This window comes from Microvirga sp. TS319 (assembly GCF_041276405.1).
Classification (GTDB): Bacteria; Pseudomonadota; Alphaproteobacteria; order Rhizobiales; family Beijerinckiaceae; genus Microvirga.
Genome location: NZ_JBGGGT010000002.1, coordinates 1,012,767 through 1,029,118, shown reverse-complemented (window position 1 = coordinate 1,029,118; position 16,352 = coordinate 1,012,767). Strand labels below are relative to the sequence as shown.

Sequence of the window (16,352 nt, the reverse complement as noted above, 5' to 3'; positions counted from 1 at the left end):
CCATGCTCGGCCTTCCCCTCACCTTCGCCGTTCCGCTCGTCCTGACGGCGCTCGCGGCGCTTCCCGCCATCTGGCTGCTGCTGCGCATCACGCCGCCGCAGCCACGACGGGTGGATTTTCCGCCGCTCAGGATTCTTGCCGACCTGCGGCCCGAACAGGAGACGCCCGCACGCACGCCCTGGTGGCTGCTGCTCATGCGCCTGGCTCTCGCGGCCTTTCTCATCCTGGCGGCCGCCGGGCCGATCTGGAACCCTCTCGCCGGCGACAACAGCCGCGCGCCGCTCCTCCTGATCGTGGACAACGGCCTTGCCGCCGCCCATGACTGGCGGGACCGCACGAGCCTCGCCGCCGAACGCATCGAAGCGGCAGGCCGCGACGGCCGCACCGTCGCCCTCGTGGCGACGGCCGAGCAGCCGGCCGCCTTCGAATTGTCCGATCCCGCGACGGCCCTGGAGCGCCTGCGGTCCCTGAAGCCGCAGCCGCACCTGCAGGACCGCGCGGCCCATCTCGACTCGATCAGGCGCTTTCTGGAAAGCACGCCCGACGCGAACATCGTCTGGATCAGTGACGGGGTGGCCGGCGTTGACGGGCAAGGCTTCATCGACGGTTTGGCCCAGATGGCGGATGACCGGCGGATCACGGTGCTCAAATCCGAACGTGCCTCCACGCTTGCCCTGGCCGGCGTCGAGAATGCCGGCGGCCGCCTGAACGCACGGATCGTGCGGGCGGAGCCGAACGGTCGCGACTCGGGGATCCTGCGCGCGGTGGACCTCAAGAACCTGCCGCTCGCCGACATGCATTTCAGCTTCGATCCGAGCGCGACCGAGACGACGGTGGCCTTCGACCTCCCCACCGAGATCCGGAATGCCATCGCGCGCATCGAGATTCTGGGCGAGGGTTCCGCCGGTGCCGTGAACCTGATCGACGAGCGCAGCAAGCGCCGGCGCGTCGGGCTTGTTTTCGGCGGCACCGCCGATCAGACCCAGCCCCTGCTCTCGCCGCTCTTTTACATCGAGCGGGCCCTCTCGCCCTATTCGGAAATCCGGACGGGGCACGGGGGCGTCGCCGATGCGGTCAACCAGCTGATCGGGGAGCAGGTCTCGGTGCTCGTCCTCGCCGACGTGGGCGGCCTCGACCGCGAGACCCTGGGCAGGGTTACGGAATTCGTCGAGAAAGGCGGATTGCTCCTGCGCTTCGCCGGGTCGCGCCTGGCGGCCGGGAACGACGAACTCGTGCCGGTGCGGCTGCGCCGCGGCGGGCGCAGTCTCGGCGGCTCGCTCTCCTGGGATACCCCGAAGACGTTTGCGCCTTTCACGCGCGAAAGTCCCTTCTTCGGGCTCAAGATTCCGGACGAGATCGGCATCCGCCGCCAGATCCTCGCGGAGCCCGACGGGGATCTGGCCTCGCGCACCTGGGCGTCGCTGGCGGACGGAACGCCCATCGTCACGGCGGACAAGCGCGGCGACGGCCTCCTCGTCCTCTTTCACGTGACGGCGGACACCACCTGGTCGAACCTGCCGCTGTCCGGGCTCTTCGTCGACATGCTTCGCCGGATCACGGCACTTTCAGGCGCTCCGCACGACGTGAACGCCGAGGCGCGCAACGCGGAGAACGAGACCGTCGCCCCGCGCCTCACCCTCGACGGCTACGGGATGTTCACGTCGCCTCCCCCCAATGCCCGCGCGGTCCCGCGCAGTTATGGCGATCGCGCGACGGGCGAGCACCCGCCAGGCTTCTATGGCCCAGTCGATTCGAGCCTTGCCGTGAATGCCCTTCTGCCCGCGGACAAGCTCGCGCCGCTCGACATTGCTCCTCTCAAAGCGCGGATTGCCCCGCTGGCGGGTGCCCAGACCGTCGACCTGCGCATGCCTCTCTTCATGCTCGCCCTCATCCTGCTCCTGGCCGACACGCTGGCCTCGCTCTGGCTCGGCGGCCATCTCGCGAACCTGTCGGGGCGCCTGCGCAAAACCGGGGCCGCGGCCTCCATCCTGCTCGCATCGATGCTGCTCCTTTCCTCCGCCTTCGATGCGCGGGCGCAGGATCTCGGATCGCGCCGCGTCGACGAGAACGCGAGTCCCGCCCTGGTCACGCGCCTGGCCTATGTGATCACGGGCGATACGGCCGTCGACGATACGAGCCGAGCCGGGCTCACGGGGCTGACGCAGATTCTGTCGCAGCGCACCGCTCTTTCCCCGGGCGATCCGATCGGCATCGACCTCTCGCGAGACGAAGTCGCGTTCTATCCACTGATCTACTGGCCCATCGTGGCCACGCGGCCGATGCCGTCGGAAGCCGCGATCCGGCGGCTCGACGCCTTCATGAAGGGCGGCGGCACCGTCATCTTCGATACGCGCGACGCCTTCAACAACCGCCCCGACGGCGCCGTCAGCGCCGAGGGCCAGTATTTGCGCCGCATGCTCGCCACCCTGGACATTCCCGAGCTGGAGCCGGTGCCGGGCGACCACGTGCTGACGAAGACCTTCTATATCCTGGACGCCTTCCCGGGCCGCTACGCCACGGGGCAGACCTGGGTCGAGGCCCTGCCTCCGCAGGCGGAAGGTGAGCAGAACCGGCCGGCCCGTTCCGGAGACAGCGTGTCGCCGATCATCATCACCTCCAACGACCTTGCCGCCGCCTGGGCCGTCGGCAATCGTGGGGAATATCTCTTCCCCGTCGTCGGAAGCGATCCGCGCCAGCGTGAAATGGCCTACCGGAGCGGCATCAACATCGTGATGTATACGCTCACCGGGAACTACAAGGCGGATCAGGTGCATGTGCCCGCGCTGCTCGAGCGGCTAGGGCAATAAGGCGGTTCATGTCAGTTCTTTCGATCAGCTTCTCGCCCCTCATCCCGGCTTATGCGCTCTGGGCCGTCGGCGCCGTCGCTGCCCTGCTGGCGATTCTCGCGATCGTCTCCCGCGGTCCCGTGGCCATCCTCAGGGCCCTGGCCCTGGCCCTCGTCCTTTTGGCTCTCGCCAATCCCTCCCTCGTGCAGGAGGAGCGCGAGAAGGTGAAGGATATCGTGGCGGTCGTGACCGACCGCTCGACGTCTCAGACGCTCGGCGACCGCTCCGCGATGACCGATCAGGTCAAGGCCGAACTGGAGCGGCGTTTCGGCTCGCTCGCCGATGTGGAGCCGCGCTACATCGAAGCGGGCGACAGCACGGGGGACGAGGGAACGCGCCTGTTCGCGGCCCTCTCGAACGGCCTCGCCGACGTCCCGCCGGACCGCTTGGCGGGCGTCATCTTCATCACCGACGGCGTGGTGCACGATATCCCACCCAATGCCGAGGCGCTCGGTTTCCATGCGCCGCTTCACGCCCTCATCACGGGCCGTCCCGACGAGCGCGACCGCCAGATCAAGCTGATCGAGGCGCCCCGCTTCGGCATCGTCGGCAAGGAACAGACCATCCGGGCGCAGGTGATGGAGCGCGGCGGCACGGGCTCGGCCCTCGTCACGCTCCGGCGCGACGGGCAGGTTCTGTCGCGCCAGCAGGTGCGCGCCGACACCCCGTTCTCCCTGCAGGTGCAGATCGAGCATGGCGGCACGAATGTGGTCGAAGTGGAAGTGGAAGGCCTGCCCGGCGAGCTGACTCTGGCCAACAACCGCGCCGTCGTCCCCATCGAGGGCATCCGCGAGAAGCTGCGCGTGCTGCTCGTGTCCGGAGAACCCCATGCGGGCGAGCGCACATGGCGCAACCTGCTGAAATCCGACGCCAATGTGGATCTCGTCCACTTCACGATCCTGCGGCCCCCGGAAAAGCAGGACGGCACGCCGATCAACGAATTGTCCCTGATCGCCTTCCCGACCCGCGAGCTGTTCCAGCAGAAGATCAAGGATTTCGACCTGATCATCTTCGACCGCTATGCGAACCAGAGCATCCTGCCCTCGAGCTATTTCGAGAACATCGTGCGCTACGTACGCGAAGGCGGGGCGATCCTCGTGGCGGCGGGGCCGGAATTCGCAAGCTACGGCAGCCTGGCGCAGACGCGGCTCGCGCCCGTCATTCCCGGCATTCCCAACGGCCGCATCGTCGAGCAGCCCTACAAGGCTCACATCACCGACACGGGAAACCGCCATCCGGTGACCCGCGACCTGCCGGGTTCCGAGACGTCGCCGCCGTCATGGGGCGAATGGCTGCGCATCATCGGCTCCGACGTGCCATCGGGCGCGACGCTGATGTCCGGCGCGAACGATCTCCCGCTGCTCGTGCTGCGCCGCGAGGAGAAGGGCCGCGTCGCGCTGCTCCTGTCGGATCACGCCTGGCTCTGGGCGCGCGGCTACCAGGACGGCGGACCGCATCTCGATCTCCTGCGCCGCCTCGCCCATTGGCTCATGAAGGAACCGGCGCTTGAAGAGGAAGCCCTGCGTGCTTCCGCCAGCGGGCGCACGATCCACATCGAGCGACAGACCATGGCGGATGCCGCCGATCCGATCACGCTCGTGTCGCCGAGCGGCGCGGAGACCAGCATTGCGCTCACCGAGAGCCGGCCGGGCCTCTTCACGGCCGAGGTCGAGGGCAAGGAGCTGGGGCTTCACACGGTCCGGTCGGGCGATCTCATCGCCTTCGTCAGCATCGGACCGGCCAATCCCCGCGAATTGATGGACGTGTTCAGCAATACGGAGGCTCTCGCTCCGATCGCGGAGGCGACCGGCGGCTCGGTGCGGCGGGTGGCGACGGCGGGCGATCAGAGCATCACCGTACCCCGGATCCTGGCCGTGCATTCGGGCTCGCGCTTTTCCGGCGGCGACTGGATCGGCATCAGGCCGAGCCAGAGCGCCATCGTGCGCGGCGTCTCGGTGTTCCCGCTGGCGCTCGGCTTCGTCGGTCTCGCGCTCCTGATCGGCGCAACGCTCGCGGCCTGGCTGACGGAAGGCCGGAGACGGGCCTGATCACGCCTCTTTCGGAAGCGGCGTGACGATGCCCCTGGCGCGAGCCAGGCTCCCCTCCTCCAGCTCGAGGGCCAGGAACCGCGAGGGATTGACGGGACCGGGCAGCTGCAGACCCTGCGGAATGAGCTTGAATCCGAAACGGCGGTAATAGGGCTCGTCTCCCACGAGCAGCACGAGCGTGTGCCCCCTCGTCCGTGCCGCATCCAGCGAGCGGCGCATGAGCGCGGCGCCGATGCCCCGGCTCTCGAAGGCGGGTTCGACGGCCAAGGGCCCGAGCATCAGGGCCGGCTCCCGGCCCGCCATGACGGGAGTCAGGCGCACGGAGCCTACCAACAGGGTGCCCACCATGGCCGTGAAGGAGAGTTCCGGCAGATGGCCCGCGCCCTCCCTCAGGCGGGAAGCCGTGCGGGCATAGCGCCCCGGACCGAAGGCACGCTCGTGAAGGCGCTCGATCGCCTCGTCGTCGATGGGCTGCTCGGAGCGAATGAGAAGGGAAAGCTCGGTCATGGACGGACTCGAAAAGCGGAAGACACAATACGAATGGGGCTGGACGATGCGATCAGCCGTGTCGTCGTCGCTGAATCCGGTTCATGATCATCGGTATGGCGCTTCCTCGGGTGCCCAGGCCATAGCAGCCTCGGACACGGCGCGCAAACGCTTCTCTTTCACCAGACCGGCGACAGGGGACGGCCTTCGACGATTTCCGCCAGACGACGGCGCGTCGCCTCCGTCGTGCCTTCAGGCAATCGGTCGAGGGGGAAGAAGCCGGCCTCCGCGATCTCGCGATCGGGCTGCTTCTCCTCGACGACGGTGAAATGTCGGATCAGATAGACGAGCACGTGATCGCGCCGCGAGACCCGCCGGTTGAAGAACACGCCTGCAAGGATCGGCGGCGCGTCGATGGCGATGCAGGCCTCCTCGCGCAGCTCGCGGGCCAGCGCATCGAGCGCCGTCTCTCCGGTCTCCACGCCGCCCCCGGGCAGATGCCAGCCGGGCACGTAGGTATGCCGGATGAGGAAGACCCGGTTCTCCCCGTCGAGGACCATGCCCCGCACCCCTAGGGTCATGCCCCGGGAAAACCGCCAATAGGTGTGAAGCCCCCAGGACACGAAACGGGAGGCTTTACGCGAGGGCATGGAGTCGGACATTGGTCGAATTAATCATCCGAAGATTACGGGAAGATGAACATAGACATTCATTCCACGCATGGCTGGTCCGGGGGATTCGCGCGTGACCTGCATCCGACTAAGGTCTAATACAGCGGCAACCATAGGTGTTCCAATGTTCCTGTCGCTGATCCTGTCCTATCTCAACCGCTCTGCCCGCTTCTCCTGGTCCCCGGCTCTCAACCTCGAGGATCGTCGGATCTATTCGACCCTGATCCCGGGCGCGCAGTGCTGATCTGCCTCAGGCAACGCTGAGCCACCTTTCGTGGCCTGACTCCAGGCCCGGGCCCGGACTCTTCATAAGAATCCAGCCTGGGCCCGCGATCCTCGTCTCTCCCCTGCCATGACGCGAAGGCCACGGGTCCGACCGCCGCCGCCTTCGAGGGATCTTTTCTTCATCGGCCATGCTTGACGCCGCGGGCGGCACGGGCGAACTCTCGTCCGTTCACTTCATTAGGCCGTCATGTTTCGCATTGCCCATCTCACGGACCCGCATGTGGGGCCCCTGCCCCGGCCGCGCCTGAAGCAATTGCTGAGCAAGCGCCTGACTGGCTGGTACAACTGGCATCGAAGCCGGCAGGACCTGCACGACATGGCGCTCCTGGCGGAACTCGTCGCCGACATCCACGCCCAGAATCCGGATCACATCGCCTGCACCGGGGACACGTGCAATATCGGCCTGCCCGACGAATGGGAGACCTCGCGGGTCTTTCTCGAGAGCCTGGGTGATCCGGCCCGCGTCACCTTCGTGCCGGGCAATCACGACGCCTATGTCCGCGGATCGCTGGAAGGGCTGCTCAGGAAGGTGGCGCCCTGGACGCGCGGCGATGACGGGCGCGAGGGCGTGTTTCCCTATCTCCGTCGTTACGGGCCGGTTGCCATCATCGGCCTGTCCTCCGCGATCCCCACGCTTCCCTTCGTGGCCAGCGGGCGGGTGGGCTCGCAGCAGACGAAGGATGCCGAGAAGATTCTGGGCGACCTGGGGCGCGATCCATTCTGCTTCCGCATCGTCCTGATCCATCACCCGCCGCATATCGGCGGAGCGGAGCCCGGGCGCAACCTCACGGACGCCAAGCGCTTCGAGGCCATGATCGGCCGCGTGGGCGCCGAGCTCATCCTTCACGGTCACAACCACGTAGGATCGCTGGCGCATATCCGCGGGCCGCGTGGTCCGGTCCCCGTCATCGGCGCTCCTTCGGCCTCGGCCCGCGACGGAACCCTCACGCACAAGGCGGGCTATCACGTCTTCACGATCGGCCAGGACGACACGGGCTTCCTGCTCCAGGCGGAACTGCGCGGCCTGAAGCCCGACGGCACGGTCGGCGGCATGGGAATGCTGTCGCTCGGCCGGATCCGCGAGTCCCAAGAGCAGCCGTAAGCGCGACCTCCTATCGGGCATCGATGACTTCAATGTCTTGAGCTGATCGGCAAGCATTCCGCTCATTTGAGAACGTTGAACAGCAAAGTAAGATAGAACATCTCAAGTTTGCATCGATCTGCCGGACGTCAAGCGCAGCAATAATGCCTCTTTCGGAGATCCGAAACCGCTCCTATTCTTTTCTGGAACCGCCTAAATCGCTCCTCGTTGATGAGGTGCAGCAGCCACCCATGAGTTTTGCAAGCCTCGCGGGCTTCGCGCGGTGCTCTGCTCCCGTCAGACAGGAGTCATCTCATGAAGAAACATGTTGCTCTTGCGGCCTTGCTTGCATCGATCTCCGCCCCGGCTTTCGCGCAGACGATGATGGACAGCCAGACCTACCGGACGATGGCGGCCCAGTCCGATGCCTTCGAGATTGCGTCGAGCCGGCTCGCCCTGCAGCGCTCCCGCAATCCCAACGTGCGCAGCTTCGCTCAGGAAATGATCCGCGATCACGGCCTGACCAGTCAGGCCCTGAATGGCGGCCGCCCGGTCTACACGGCCTCCGGTGATTTCATTCCGGGCTCCCTCGGCGGCACGCTGGCCGGCGCGGGCGTCGGCGCTCTGGTGGCCGGGCCCATCGGCGCCGCAGTCGGCGCGGGCGTCGGCGCTGCGACGGGTGCTGTGGCCGGCGCTGGCGCCGACGTCGAGGCGACCGGCTCGATCGCCCCGATCCGTCTCGGCGTCCCTCTCAGCCCCGACAAGGCGGCCATGCTGGATCGGCTCGCCGCGACGTCCGGCCCGGAATTCGACCGCCTCTACGGCCAGGATCAACGGATGGCCCATCAAGAAGCGTTGAACCTGCACGCGAGCTATGCCCAGGCCGGCGGCGATCCCTCCCTGCGCCAGTTCGCGGCCTCCGTGGTGCCGCATATCGAGCATCACCTTGCGCAGGCTGACCGCCTCCCCGGCGGCCAGGCGCCCCGTCGCCGCTAAGCGGAACGGGAAGCTGGAAAGACTTTGGCGGCGGGTCCTCGGGCCCGCCGCTTTCATGCGCCCCGGAGAAACTCCTCAACCTTCGACCGCTGCGGGATTGGCGCGACCGCGCCGTGGCCCAGGGTCGACAGGGCCGCGGCGGCATTGGCATAGGCGGCGGCGCGGAACGGGTCGCGATGCACGAGCCATTCGGCCAGGAACGCGCCGTCGAACGTATCCCCCGCCCCCGTGGCATCGACGGCCTCCACGGGCTTTGCCGCGATGACCTCCGTCCGCTCTTCCGTCGCGACCATGGTGCCGTTCCTGCCCATGGTGAGCGCGACCACGCCGCAACCGAGAGCGAGATAGAAGGCGCAGATCTCCTCCGGCCGCTCCAGGCCAGTGAGCTGGCGCGCATCGTCGAGACCCGGAAGAAGAATGTCCGACAGAGCGGATGCACCGTGGATGATCGCGCGGGCGCGCTCCAGCGGCCAGAGCCTCAGGCGCAGGTTGGTGTCGTAGCTGACGACGGTACCATTGGCCTTCGCGTGACGGATCGCCGCGAACACGGCGTCGGCGCAATCTTCCGAGATCGCCTGCGAAATGCCCGAGGCATGCAGGATCCGCGAGGAGGCGATCTGAGCCAGCGGAAGCTCCTCGGCGGTGATCAGGCTCGCGGCCGATCCGGCGCGCGCGTAGGAGAACACGTGCCCCTCCTCGCCATAGCTGATGAAATAGGCTCCCGTCCTGCCTTCCCTGCGCAGGACCACGGAGGAGCAGTCTATTCCCTCCCGGCGCCACAGATCGAGAAAATCCTGCCCGAAGACGTCGTCTCCGAGGGCCGTGAAGATCGCGGCCTTCGCCCCCTGGCGGGCGGCCGCGACGGCCGTGTTGGAGACGTCCCCGCCGTAACCCGGCAGGTAGAGACGCTCGCCGTCGCGCCGCACCTCGGCAAACTCCATCAGGGGTTCGCCGAAGGTGAGAAGATCGATGCTCTTCATGAATGCTGTCCTGCCTTGGGAAGTGCGGCAGGAGCAGTCTCTCCGATTGCCACGACCTTTCCGGGGTTGAGAATGTTCTGCGGATCGAGCGCGCGCTTGAGGCTGCGCATAAGGTCCAGAGCCACGGCATCCTTGTAGTGGGAAAGCTCGTCGCGCTTGATGAGGCCGATGCCGTGCTCGGCGGCGATCGATCCGTTCATGCCGTGCACGATGTCATGCACGGTGCGGTTGAAGCGTTCCCATTGGGCCAGGTACTCGGCCTTGTCCATGCCGACCGGCTGGGACAAGTTGAAATGGATGTTGCCATCGCCGAAATGGCCGAAGGCGCAGACCCGCACGCCCGGCATCTGAGCCTCGCAGGCTTTCGTGGCGGTCTCGATGAATTCGGCGACGCGCGAGACCGGCACGGCCACGTCGTGCTTGATCGATCCGCCTTCCCGGCCCTGCACTTCGGACAGGCTTTCGCGAAGGCGCCAGAGCGCCTGGCTCTGGGCCTCGCTGGAGCCGAGCACGGCGTCCTGCACCACGCCCTCCTCGAAGGCCTCGCCGAGGACGGCTTCGAGCAGGCCCTGCAGGTCGGCGTCCTTCTGGGGAGAAGACAGTTCGATCAGAGCATAGGAATGGTGCTTTCCGGCGAGCGGCCGCACGGAACCGGCCAGGTGCTTGAGCACGATCTCGATCCCGAATTCGGGGATGTATTCGAATGCCGTGAGCTGATCGCCCGCCGCCTCGCGCAGCCGCTGGAAGACCTTGAGCGCGTCATGGGGCGACGCGCAGCCGATGAAGGCCGTGACGCGCGCCTGGGGCTTGGGAAAAAGCTTCAGTACCGCCGCCGTGATGATGCCGAGCGTGCCCTCCGAGCCGATGAAGAGGTCCTTCAGGTCGTATCCCGTATTGTCCTTGCGCAGGCCCTTCAGGCCGTCCCACACCCGCCCGTCGGCCAGCACGACTTCGAGGCCGAGCGTCAGCTCGCGCATATTGCCGTAGCGAAGTACGCCGGTGCCTCCCGCATTGGTGGCGAGATTGCCGCCGATGCGGCACGAGCCCTCCGAGGCCAGGGACAGGGGGAAGAGATAGCCGGCCTCGACCGCCGCGTCCTGCACCGCCTTGAGGATGCAGCCGGCCTCGACCGTCATCGTGGCGTTCACCGGGTCGATGTCGCGGATGCGGTCGAGCCGCGTGAGCGACAGCACCACCCCGCCGAAAGGAACGCCGCCGCCGACGAGGCCGGTATTGCCGCCATGGGGCACGACGGCCACGCCCGCCTTCGCGCATTCCTGCAGCACGAACGCAACCTCGTCACGGTCTTTCGGCCGCGCCACCGCGAGGGCCTCGCCGCGATAGAGTCCGCGCGCTTCCGTGACGTGCCCTTCGAGATCGCTTGCCGCCGTCAGCACATAGGCCTCTCCGAGCCTTGCCTTCAGGGCGTCAATGAGAGCCGCGCCAGTGCCGCCAGGTGCCGTCATCGTCGTTCCTCATGTGGAGCCCCCGTTCATGACGTCTTGTGGTGAGAACCGCAAGGTGTAGGAAAGACAAAGACGATCCCTGTCATTTCATCAGAAGGCTCTCTCGAACAGCCATGGCCCATGTCATCCCCACTCCCCCCGTCCATACCCTCCTGGTTGCCGGCTCCAGCGACCTTTTCCCCGTGCGGCGCGTCTATTGCGTCGGCCGCAACTATGCGGCCCATGCGCGGGAAATGGGCGGCGATCCGACGCGGGAGCCGCCGTTCTTCTTCATGAAACCCGCCGACGCCCTCCAGGTCGTGCCGGACAGCGAGACGGTCGACCATCCTTATCCGCCCAAGACGCAGAACTACCATTTCGAGGTGGAACTCGTGGTCGCCATCGCCAAGGGTGGCCGCGACATCCCGGTGGAGAAGGCGCTGGACCATGTGTTCGGCTATGCCGTCGGCCTCGACATGACCCGCCGCGACCTTCAGGACGAGGCCAAGCAGCTGCGCCGCCCGTGGGAGCTCGGCAAGGCGGCGGATCTGTCGGGTCCGGTCGGGCCGATCCATCCGGCGGCGAAGCTCGGCCACCCGGCGAGAGGCTCCATCTCGCTGTCGGTGGACGGCGCCGTGACGCAGAAGAGCGATCTCTCGGACATGATCTGGTCGGTCGCCGAGCAGATTGCCTATCTCTCCTCCTATTTCGAGCTCGTCCCCGGCGACGTGATCTTCTCCGGGACCCCGGATGGGGTCGGCGCGGTCATGCAAGGGCAGACGATGGTGGCCGCCATCGAGGGTCTCGGCGAGATCCGCCTGCGGGTTGTGTAAGGAGCCCTGGCGGCCCCTTGCCTTTTTCCGGAGATTGGCCGTTACTGCCTCACGGCGCGGCCGGAAGGCCGCGGGAGAATACGGCTCAGGGTGCACCTGAGCCATAAGTTAAGGGAACGACTATGAAATTCGTGAAATCCGTCGGTCTTGCCCTCCTCGGCGCCGCCCTCGCGATGGGCGGGGCCTCGGCGCAGGAGAAGACCGTCAAGATCGCCACCGAAGGCGCCTACGCGCCGTGGAACTTCACCGGCCCCGGCGGCAAGCTGGAAGGCTTCGAGGTCGACCTCGCCAACGACCTGTGCGCGCGCATGAAGGTGAAGTGCGAGATCGTGGCGCAGGACTGGGACGGCATCATCCCGGCGCTCCAGGCCAAGAAGTACGACGCCATCATGGCCGGCATGAGCATCACCGACGAGCGCAAGAAGACCATCGACTTCTCGCGCCCCTACGCGGCCGGCCCGAACGGCTTCCTCGTCCCCAAGGATTCGCCGCTCGCCAAGATGCCGGGCACCGGCCAGGCCTACAATCTCACCACGCAGCCCGAAGCCGCCGAGAAGGCCATCGACGCCGTGAAGCCTCTCTTGAAGGGCAAGACCATCGGCGTTCAGGGCTCGACCATCCACGCGAACTTCGCGGACAAGTACTACAAGGGCACCGCCGAGATCCGCGAGTACAAGACCACCGAGGCTCATGACCTCGATCTGGCCGCCGGCCGCATCGACGCGGTTCTGGCCGATGCGACCAGCATCATCGGTACCCTCGAGAAGCCCGAGTTCAAGAACGATTTCGTTCTCGTCGGCCCGTCCATCACCGGCGGCCTGCTCGGCGCAGGCGTCGGCGTCGGCCTGCGCAAGGACGAGACCGACCTGAAGAACTCCTTCAACGAGGCGATCCAGGCTGCCGTCCAGGACGGCACGGTGAAGAAGCTCTCCGAGAAGTGGTTCAAGGTCGATATTTCCCCGAAAGGCTGAGAGAGCCTCCATTCTCTTCAAGGCGCGGCTTCGGCTGCGCCTTTTTTGTATGGAAATGAGCCTAGAGCATCGGATCGATCCGATGCTCTCTTCTTGGAATGAGCGCATCGTTCTTGCGAAAAACCGGGGCCACTTTTTCGCACGATGCGCTAGAGCCTTTTCCATGAACTTCGGTTCACGGAAAAGGCATTTGTTGTTTGAGAAAGACGCCTTTTCTTCGCAAAACCGGCATCCACTTTTGCGGAAAAGGCTCTAGTGCGACCGAAATCGTCAGCCTAGCCCGTTGATTTTGCACGATTAGCCCTTGCGCCGGCTTGGCTTTTGGCTGTTACCTTTGGAAGCCGGATGACGAGGCGAGGCCCTCGTTCGGACAACAGGATCAGGCGAAACTGACCAGGGGACAACGATGAAAGCATTCAAGACACTGGGTCTTACCCTCTTGGCCTCCGCTCTCGCGATGGGCGGGGCCTCGGCGCAGGAGAAGACCGTCACGATCGCCACCGAAGGCGCCTACGCGCCGTGGAACTTCACCGGCCCCGGCGGCAAGCTGGAAGGCTTCGAGGTCGACCTCGCCAACGACCTGTGCGCGCGCATGAAGGTGAAGTGCGAGATCGTGGCGCAGGACTGGGACGGCATCATCCCGGCGCTCCAGGCCAAGAAGTACGACGCCATCATGGCCGGCATGAACATCACCGACGAGCGCAAGAAGACCATCGACTTCTCACGCCCCTACGCAGCAGGTTCCCACGGCTTCGCCGTGATGAAGGGCTCGCCGCTCGAGAAGCTCGCCGGCGCGGGCCAGCGCGTGAGCCTCGACAAGGACCCCGAGGCCGCCAAGAAGATGATCGAGGAATGGAAGCCGCTCCTGAAGGGCAAGACCGTGGGCACGCAGAGCTCCACCGTCAACGGCGCGTTCCTTGAGAAATATCTCAAGGACACGATCACGATCCGCGAATACAAGACCACGGAGCAGCACGATCTCGATCTGGCCGCCGGGCGCCTCGATGCGATCTTCGCCGCCCAATCCTCCCTGATGGCTTCGACCGAGAAGCCGGAATTCAAGGACATGGAGATCGTCGGCGGCGCGGTGAGCGGCGACGTGCTCGGCCGCGGCGTGGCCGTGGGCCTGCGCAAGGACGACGCCGAGCTCAAGGCGATGTTCGACAAGGCCATTCAGGCGGCGATCGACGATGGGACCATTCAGAAGCTCACGCAGCAGTGGTTCAAGATCGACATGACGCCGCAAACCTGACAAGAGAGCGGCCGACAGCGCTCCCCGGGCCGACCTGACCTGGGGCGCGGCCACCGGCACAACCGGACATGAGACGAAACGGCCCGTCCCCGCTTCGGAGGACGGGCACAGGCAGGAAAGTGAAAGCGTGCAGCAACTGAGCTATTTCGAACTCGTCGGGTTCGGCCCCAATGGCTGGGGATGGGCTCTTCTGATGGCGACGGGCATGACGATTGCGGTCGCCGCATGCGGATTTCTCGCGGGAGCCGTCGTCGGGAGCTTCGTGGCCTGGGGCAAGATCGGCGGCAATGCGCCGGTCCGGTGGCTGGCGGACGGATACACCACCGTTCTGCGCGGCATCCCGGATCTGCTCGTCATCTATCTCTTCTATTTCGGCGGCAGCGCGGCGCTCGGCGCGATCGGCAGCCTGTTCGGAGCCCAGGGCTTCATCGGCGTGCCGGCCTTCGTCACCGGCGCGCTCGCCATCGGCATCGTGTCCGGCGCCTACCAGGCCGAGGTGTTCCGCGGCGCCTATCAGGTGGTCAGCCGCGGCGAACTGGAGGCGGCGCGCTCGGTCGGCATGCACCGCTGGCTGATGTTCCGCCGGATCATCGCGCCGCAGGTCCTGCGCTATGCGATCCCGGGTCTCGGCAACACATGGCAGCTGGTGCTCAAGGAATCCGCCCTGATCTCCGTCACCGGCCTCGTCGAGCTTCTGCGCCAGTCGCAGGTCGCCGCCGGCTCGACCCGCCGCCCGTTCGACTTCTACGTCACGGCGGCGATCCTGTATCTCGTGATCACCTGGGTCTCGACCTATCTCTTCCAGCGGGCCGAGACCCATTCAACGCGTGGCATGCGGAGGGCTTCCTGATGGACTTCGCCTTCATGCAGGAAGCCTTCCTGCGCCTCATCACCGGCGTGCCGCTCACGCTCAATCTCGCCTTCACGTCGATCGCCTTCGGGGCGGTGCTCGCCATGCTGCTCGCGCTCATGCGCATGTCGAACCTCAAGGTGCTCGACTGGATCGCGCAGGCCTACGTGTTCGTGTTTCGCGGCACTCCCCTGCTCGTGCAGATCTTCCTGATCTATTACGGCCTCGGGCAGTTCCGCCCGACCCTGCAGGAACTCGGTCTCTGGGGCTTCTTCCGTGAACCCTATTGGTGCGCGGTGCTCGCCCTGACCATGAACACGGCCGCCTATGGCAGCGAGATCATCCGCGGCGGTCTGCAGGCCGTGCCGCACCATCAGGTGGAGGCAGCGCGCGCCTGCGGCATGTCCGGCTTTCTCCTCTTCCGCCGCATCATCTTCCCGATCGCCGTACGGCAGGCCCTTCCGGCCTATGGCAGCGAGATTATCCTGATGGTGAAGGCGACGTCGCTTGCCTCCGTCATCACCATGATGGAAGTCACCGGCCTTGCGGCCAAGATGATTTCGCAAACCTTCCGCGCCGTGGAGGTGTTCATCGTGGCCGGCGTGATCTACCTCGTTCTGAACTTCGTCATCACCCGCATCATCATGGCCATCGAGTGGTGGCTCTCGCCGCACCTGCGCCGCCCGCCCGCCGTGGAGCCGCGCCTGGAGGCAGCCCATGTCTAACGGAGTCGCATCCTTGTCGTCCCAATCCGTATCGTCCCCCGCCGCTCCCGCCGTTTCGATCAGCAACCTGCGCAAGAGCTTCGGAGCGCTCGAAGTGCTCAAGGGCGTATCCCTGAATGCCAAAGAGGGCGACGTGATCTCGATCCTCGGCGCCTCCGGGTCGGGCAAGTCGACGATGCTGCGCTGCATCAACATGCTCGAAGTGCCCGATGGCGGCGACGTCACCATCGGGGGCGAGACGATCAAGCTCAAGGCCGGGCGCAAGGGCATGATGCCGGCGGATCAGCGGCAGGTGGATCGCATCCGCTCGCGCGTCGCGATGGTGTTCCAGAGCTTCAATCTCTGGTCCCATATGACGATCCTCGAGAACGTGATCGAGGCACCGGTGCATGTGCAGAAGCGCTCGAAGGCGGAGTGCATCGCGGAGGCCGAGGAGCTTTTGGCCAAGGTCGGCATCGCCGATAAGCGCAATCAGTATCCGTCTCACCTCTCGGGCGGTCAGCAGCAGCGCGCGGCGATCGCTCGCGCGCTCGCCATGCACCCCAAGGTCATGCTGTTCGATGAGCCGACCTCCGCCCTCGACCCGGAATTGGTGGGAGAGGTGCTGCGCGTGATGCGCTCGCTCGCCGAGGAGGGCCGCACCATGCTGGTCGTCACGCACGAGATGGGCTTTGCCCGCGACGTGTCGAACCGGGTGGTGTTCCTGCACAAGGGCGTGGTGGAGGAGGAAGGAACGCCCGCCGAGGTGTTCGGCGCCCCGAAATCCGAACGCTTCAAGCAGTTCATCTCGAGCCACCGGTAAAAGCAGGAAAGCGCGGCCGAGAGTCTGTTTCGGCGACGCGGCCCGGCAAAGAAAAGAGCTGGTTCCCGCTGCGTGGAATCA

At 66.1% G+C, this 16,352-nt stretch carries 14 protein-coding genes; 10 read left to right on the top strand and 4 right to left on the bottom strand.

The window, feature by feature from the left end:
- Positions 1-2 precede the first annotated feature (2 nt).
- Entirely contained in the window at positions 3-2,807 is a 2,805-nt protein-coding gene (locus tag AB8841_RS14240) for a DUF4159 domain-containing protein (RefSeq protein ID WP_370436487.1), read from the top strand.
- A gap of 8 nt (positions 2,808-2,815) precedes the next feature.
- Positions 2,816-4,894, top strand: coding sequence for a hypothetical protein (locus AB8841_RS14235; protein ID WP_370436486.1), 2,079 nt, complete (start codon positions 2,816-2,818; stop codon positions 4,892-4,894).
- Here AB8841_RS14235 and AB8841_RS14230 read toward each other — a convergent pair whose 3' ends face one another.
- Both AB8841_RS14230 and AB8841_RS14225 read right to left on the bottom strand, forming a co-directional pair.
- Positions 4,895-5,401 carry a GNAT family N-acetyltransferase gene (locus tag AB8841_RS14230; protein WP_370436485.1) on the bottom strand — a complete coding sequence of 169 codons (507 nt, stop codon included), beginning with the start codon at positions 5,399-5,401 and terminating at the stop codon, positions 4,895-4,897.
- A gap of 158 nt (positions 5,402-5,559) precedes the next feature.
- Complete coding sequence (locus AB8841_RS14225; RefSeq protein ID WP_370436484.1) at positions 5,560-6,042, bottom strand: NUDIX domain-containing protein; 483 nt, start codon at positions 6,040-6,042, stop codon at positions 5,560-5,562.
- Between the two features lie 481 nt (positions 6,043-6,523).
- Between AB8841_RS14225 and AB8841_RS14220 the strand changes: the two genes are divergently transcribed.
- Positions 6,524-7,438, top strand: coding sequence for a metallophosphoesterase (locus AB8841_RS14220; RefSeq protein ID WP_370436483.1), 915 nt, complete (start codon positions 6,524-6,526; stop codon positions 7,436-7,438).
- Between the two features lie 294 nt (positions 7,439-7,732).
- Positions 7,733-8,413, top strand: a complete 681-nt coding sequence (locus tag AB8841_RS14215) for a DUF4142 domain-containing protein (protein WP_370436482.1) — start codon at positions 7,733-7,735, stop codon at positions 8,411-8,413.
- A 53-nt stretch (positions 8,414-8,466) separates the two neighbouring features.
- Here AB8841_RS14215 and AB8841_RS14210 read toward each other — a convergent pair whose 3' ends face one another.
- Both AB8841_RS14210 and AB8841_RS14205 read right to left on the bottom strand, forming a co-directional pair.
- Positions 8,467-9,393, bottom strand: coding sequence for a sugar kinase (locus AB8841_RS14210; RefSeq protein WP_370436481.1), 927 nt, complete (start codon positions 9,391-9,393; stop codon positions 8,467-8,469).
- The gene (locus AB8841_RS14205; RefSeq protein WP_370436480.1) at positions 9,390-10,859 is read right to left on the bottom strand and encodes an FAD-binding oxidoreductase; all 1,470 of its coding nucleotides are present in this window, start codon (positions 10,857-10,859) and stop codon (positions 9,390-9,392) included. The genes AB8841_RS14210 and AB8841_RS14205 overlap by 4 nt, the downstream gene beginning before the upstream one ends.
- A 113-nt stretch (positions 10,860-10,972) precedes the next feature.
- Here AB8841_RS14205 and AB8841_RS14200 point away from each other — a divergent pair, with 113 nt between their 5' ends.
- The 6 genes from AB8841_RS14200 (at position 10,973) to AB8841_RS14175 (ending at position 16,271) form a co-directional block, all read left to right on the top strand.
- Positions 10,973-11,671 (top strand): fumarylacetoacetate hydrolase family protein, encoded by a 699-nt coding sequence (locus AB8841_RS14200; RefSeq protein ID WP_370436479.1) that lies wholly within the window; start codon positions 10,973-10,975, stop codon positions 11,669-11,671.
- Between the two features lie 122 nt (positions 11,672-11,793).
- Complete coding sequence (locus AB8841_RS14195; RefSeq protein ID WP_370436478.1) at positions 11,794-12,642, top strand: lysine/arginine/ornithine ABC transporter substrate-binding protein; 849 nt, start codon at positions 11,794-11,796, stop codon at positions 12,640-12,642.
- Between the two features lie 406 nt (positions 12,643-13,048).
- A complete protein-coding gene (locus AB8841_RS14190; protein WP_370436477.1) occupies positions 13,049-13,894 on the top strand; it encodes a lysine/arginine/ornithine ABC transporter substrate-binding protein in 846 nt (281 codons plus the stop codon).
- A 193-nt stretch (positions 13,895-14,087) separates the two neighbouring features.
- Entirely contained in the window at positions 14,088-14,744 is a 657-nt protein-coding gene (locus AB8841_RS14185; protein WP_370439271.1) for an ABC transporter permease, read from the top strand.
- Complete coding sequence (locus AB8841_RS14180; protein ID WP_370436476.1) at positions 14,744-15,469, top strand: ABC transporter permease; 726 nt, start codon at positions 14,744-14,746, stop codon at positions 15,467-15,469. The genes AB8841_RS14185 and AB8841_RS14180 overlap by 1 nt, the downstream gene beginning before the upstream one ends.
- On the top strand, positions 15,462-16,271 hold the full coding sequence (locus AB8841_RS14175) for an ABC transporter ATP-binding protein (RefSeq protein WP_370436475.1): 810 nt from the start codon (positions 15,462-15,464) through the stop codon (positions 16,269-16,271). The genes AB8841_RS14180 and AB8841_RS14175 overlap by 8 nt, the downstream gene beginning before the upstream one ends.
- Positions 16,272-16,352 lie beyond the last annotated feature (81 nt).

Excerpts from the sequence above, each read along its gene's own strand:
- AB8841_RS14240 (WP_370436487.1), top strand. The coding sequence starts at position 3 with ATGCTCGGCCTTCCCCTCACCTTCGCCGTTCCGCTCGTCCTGACGGCG.
- AB8841_RS14235 (WP_370436486.1), top strand. The coding sequence starts at position 2,816 with ATGTCAGTTCTTTCGATCAGCTTCTCGCCCCTCATCCCGGCTTATGCG.
- AB8841_RS14230 (WP_370436485.1), bottom strand. The coding sequence starts at position 5,401 with ATGACCGAGCTTTCCCTTCTCATTCGCTCCGAGCAGCCCATCGACGAC.
- AB8841_RS14225 (WP_370436484.1), bottom strand. The coding sequence starts at position 6,042 with ATGTCCGACTCCATGCCCTCGCGTAAAGCCTCCCGTTTCGTGTCCTGG.
- AB8841_RS14220 (WP_370436483.1), top strand. The coding sequence starts at position 6,524 with ATGTTTCGCATTGCCCATCTCACGGACCCGCATGTGGGGCCCCTGCCC.
- AB8841_RS14215 (WP_370436482.1), top strand. The coding sequence starts at position 7,733 with ATGAAGAAACATGTTGCTCTTGCGGCCTTGCTTGCATCGATCTCCGCC.
- AB8841_RS14210 (WP_370436481.1), bottom strand. The coding sequence starts at position 9,393 with ATGAAGAGCATCGATCTTCTCACCTTCGGCGAACCCCTGATGGAGTTT.
- AB8841_RS14205 (WP_370436480.1), bottom strand. The coding sequence starts at position 10,859 with ATGACGGCACCTGGCGGCACTGGCGCGGCTCTCATTGACGCCCTGAAG.
- AB8841_RS14200 (WP_370436479.1), top strand. The coding sequence starts at position 10,973 with ATGGCCCATGTCATCCCCACTCCCCCCGTCCATACCCTCCTGGTTGCC.
- AB8841_RS14195 (WP_370436478.1), top strand. The coding sequence starts at position 11,794 with ATGAAATTCGTGAAATCCGTCGGTCTTGCCCTCCTCGGCGCCGCCCTC.
- AB8841_RS14190 (WP_370436477.1), top strand. The coding sequence starts at position 13,049 with ATGAAAGCATTCAAGACACTGGGTCTTACCCTCTTGGCCTCCGCTCTC.
- AB8841_RS14185 (WP_370439271.1), top strand. The coding sequence starts at position 14,088 with ATGGCGACGGGCATGACGATTGCGGTCGCCGCATGCGGATTTCTCGCG.
- AB8841_RS14180 (WP_370436476.1), top strand. The coding sequence starts at position 14,744 with ATGGACTTCGCCTTCATGCAGGAAGCCTTCCTGCGCCTCATCACCGGC.
- AB8841_RS14175 (WP_370436475.1), top strand. The coding sequence starts at position 15,462 with ATGTCTAACGGAGTCGCATCCTTGTCGTCCCAATCCGTATCGTCCCCC.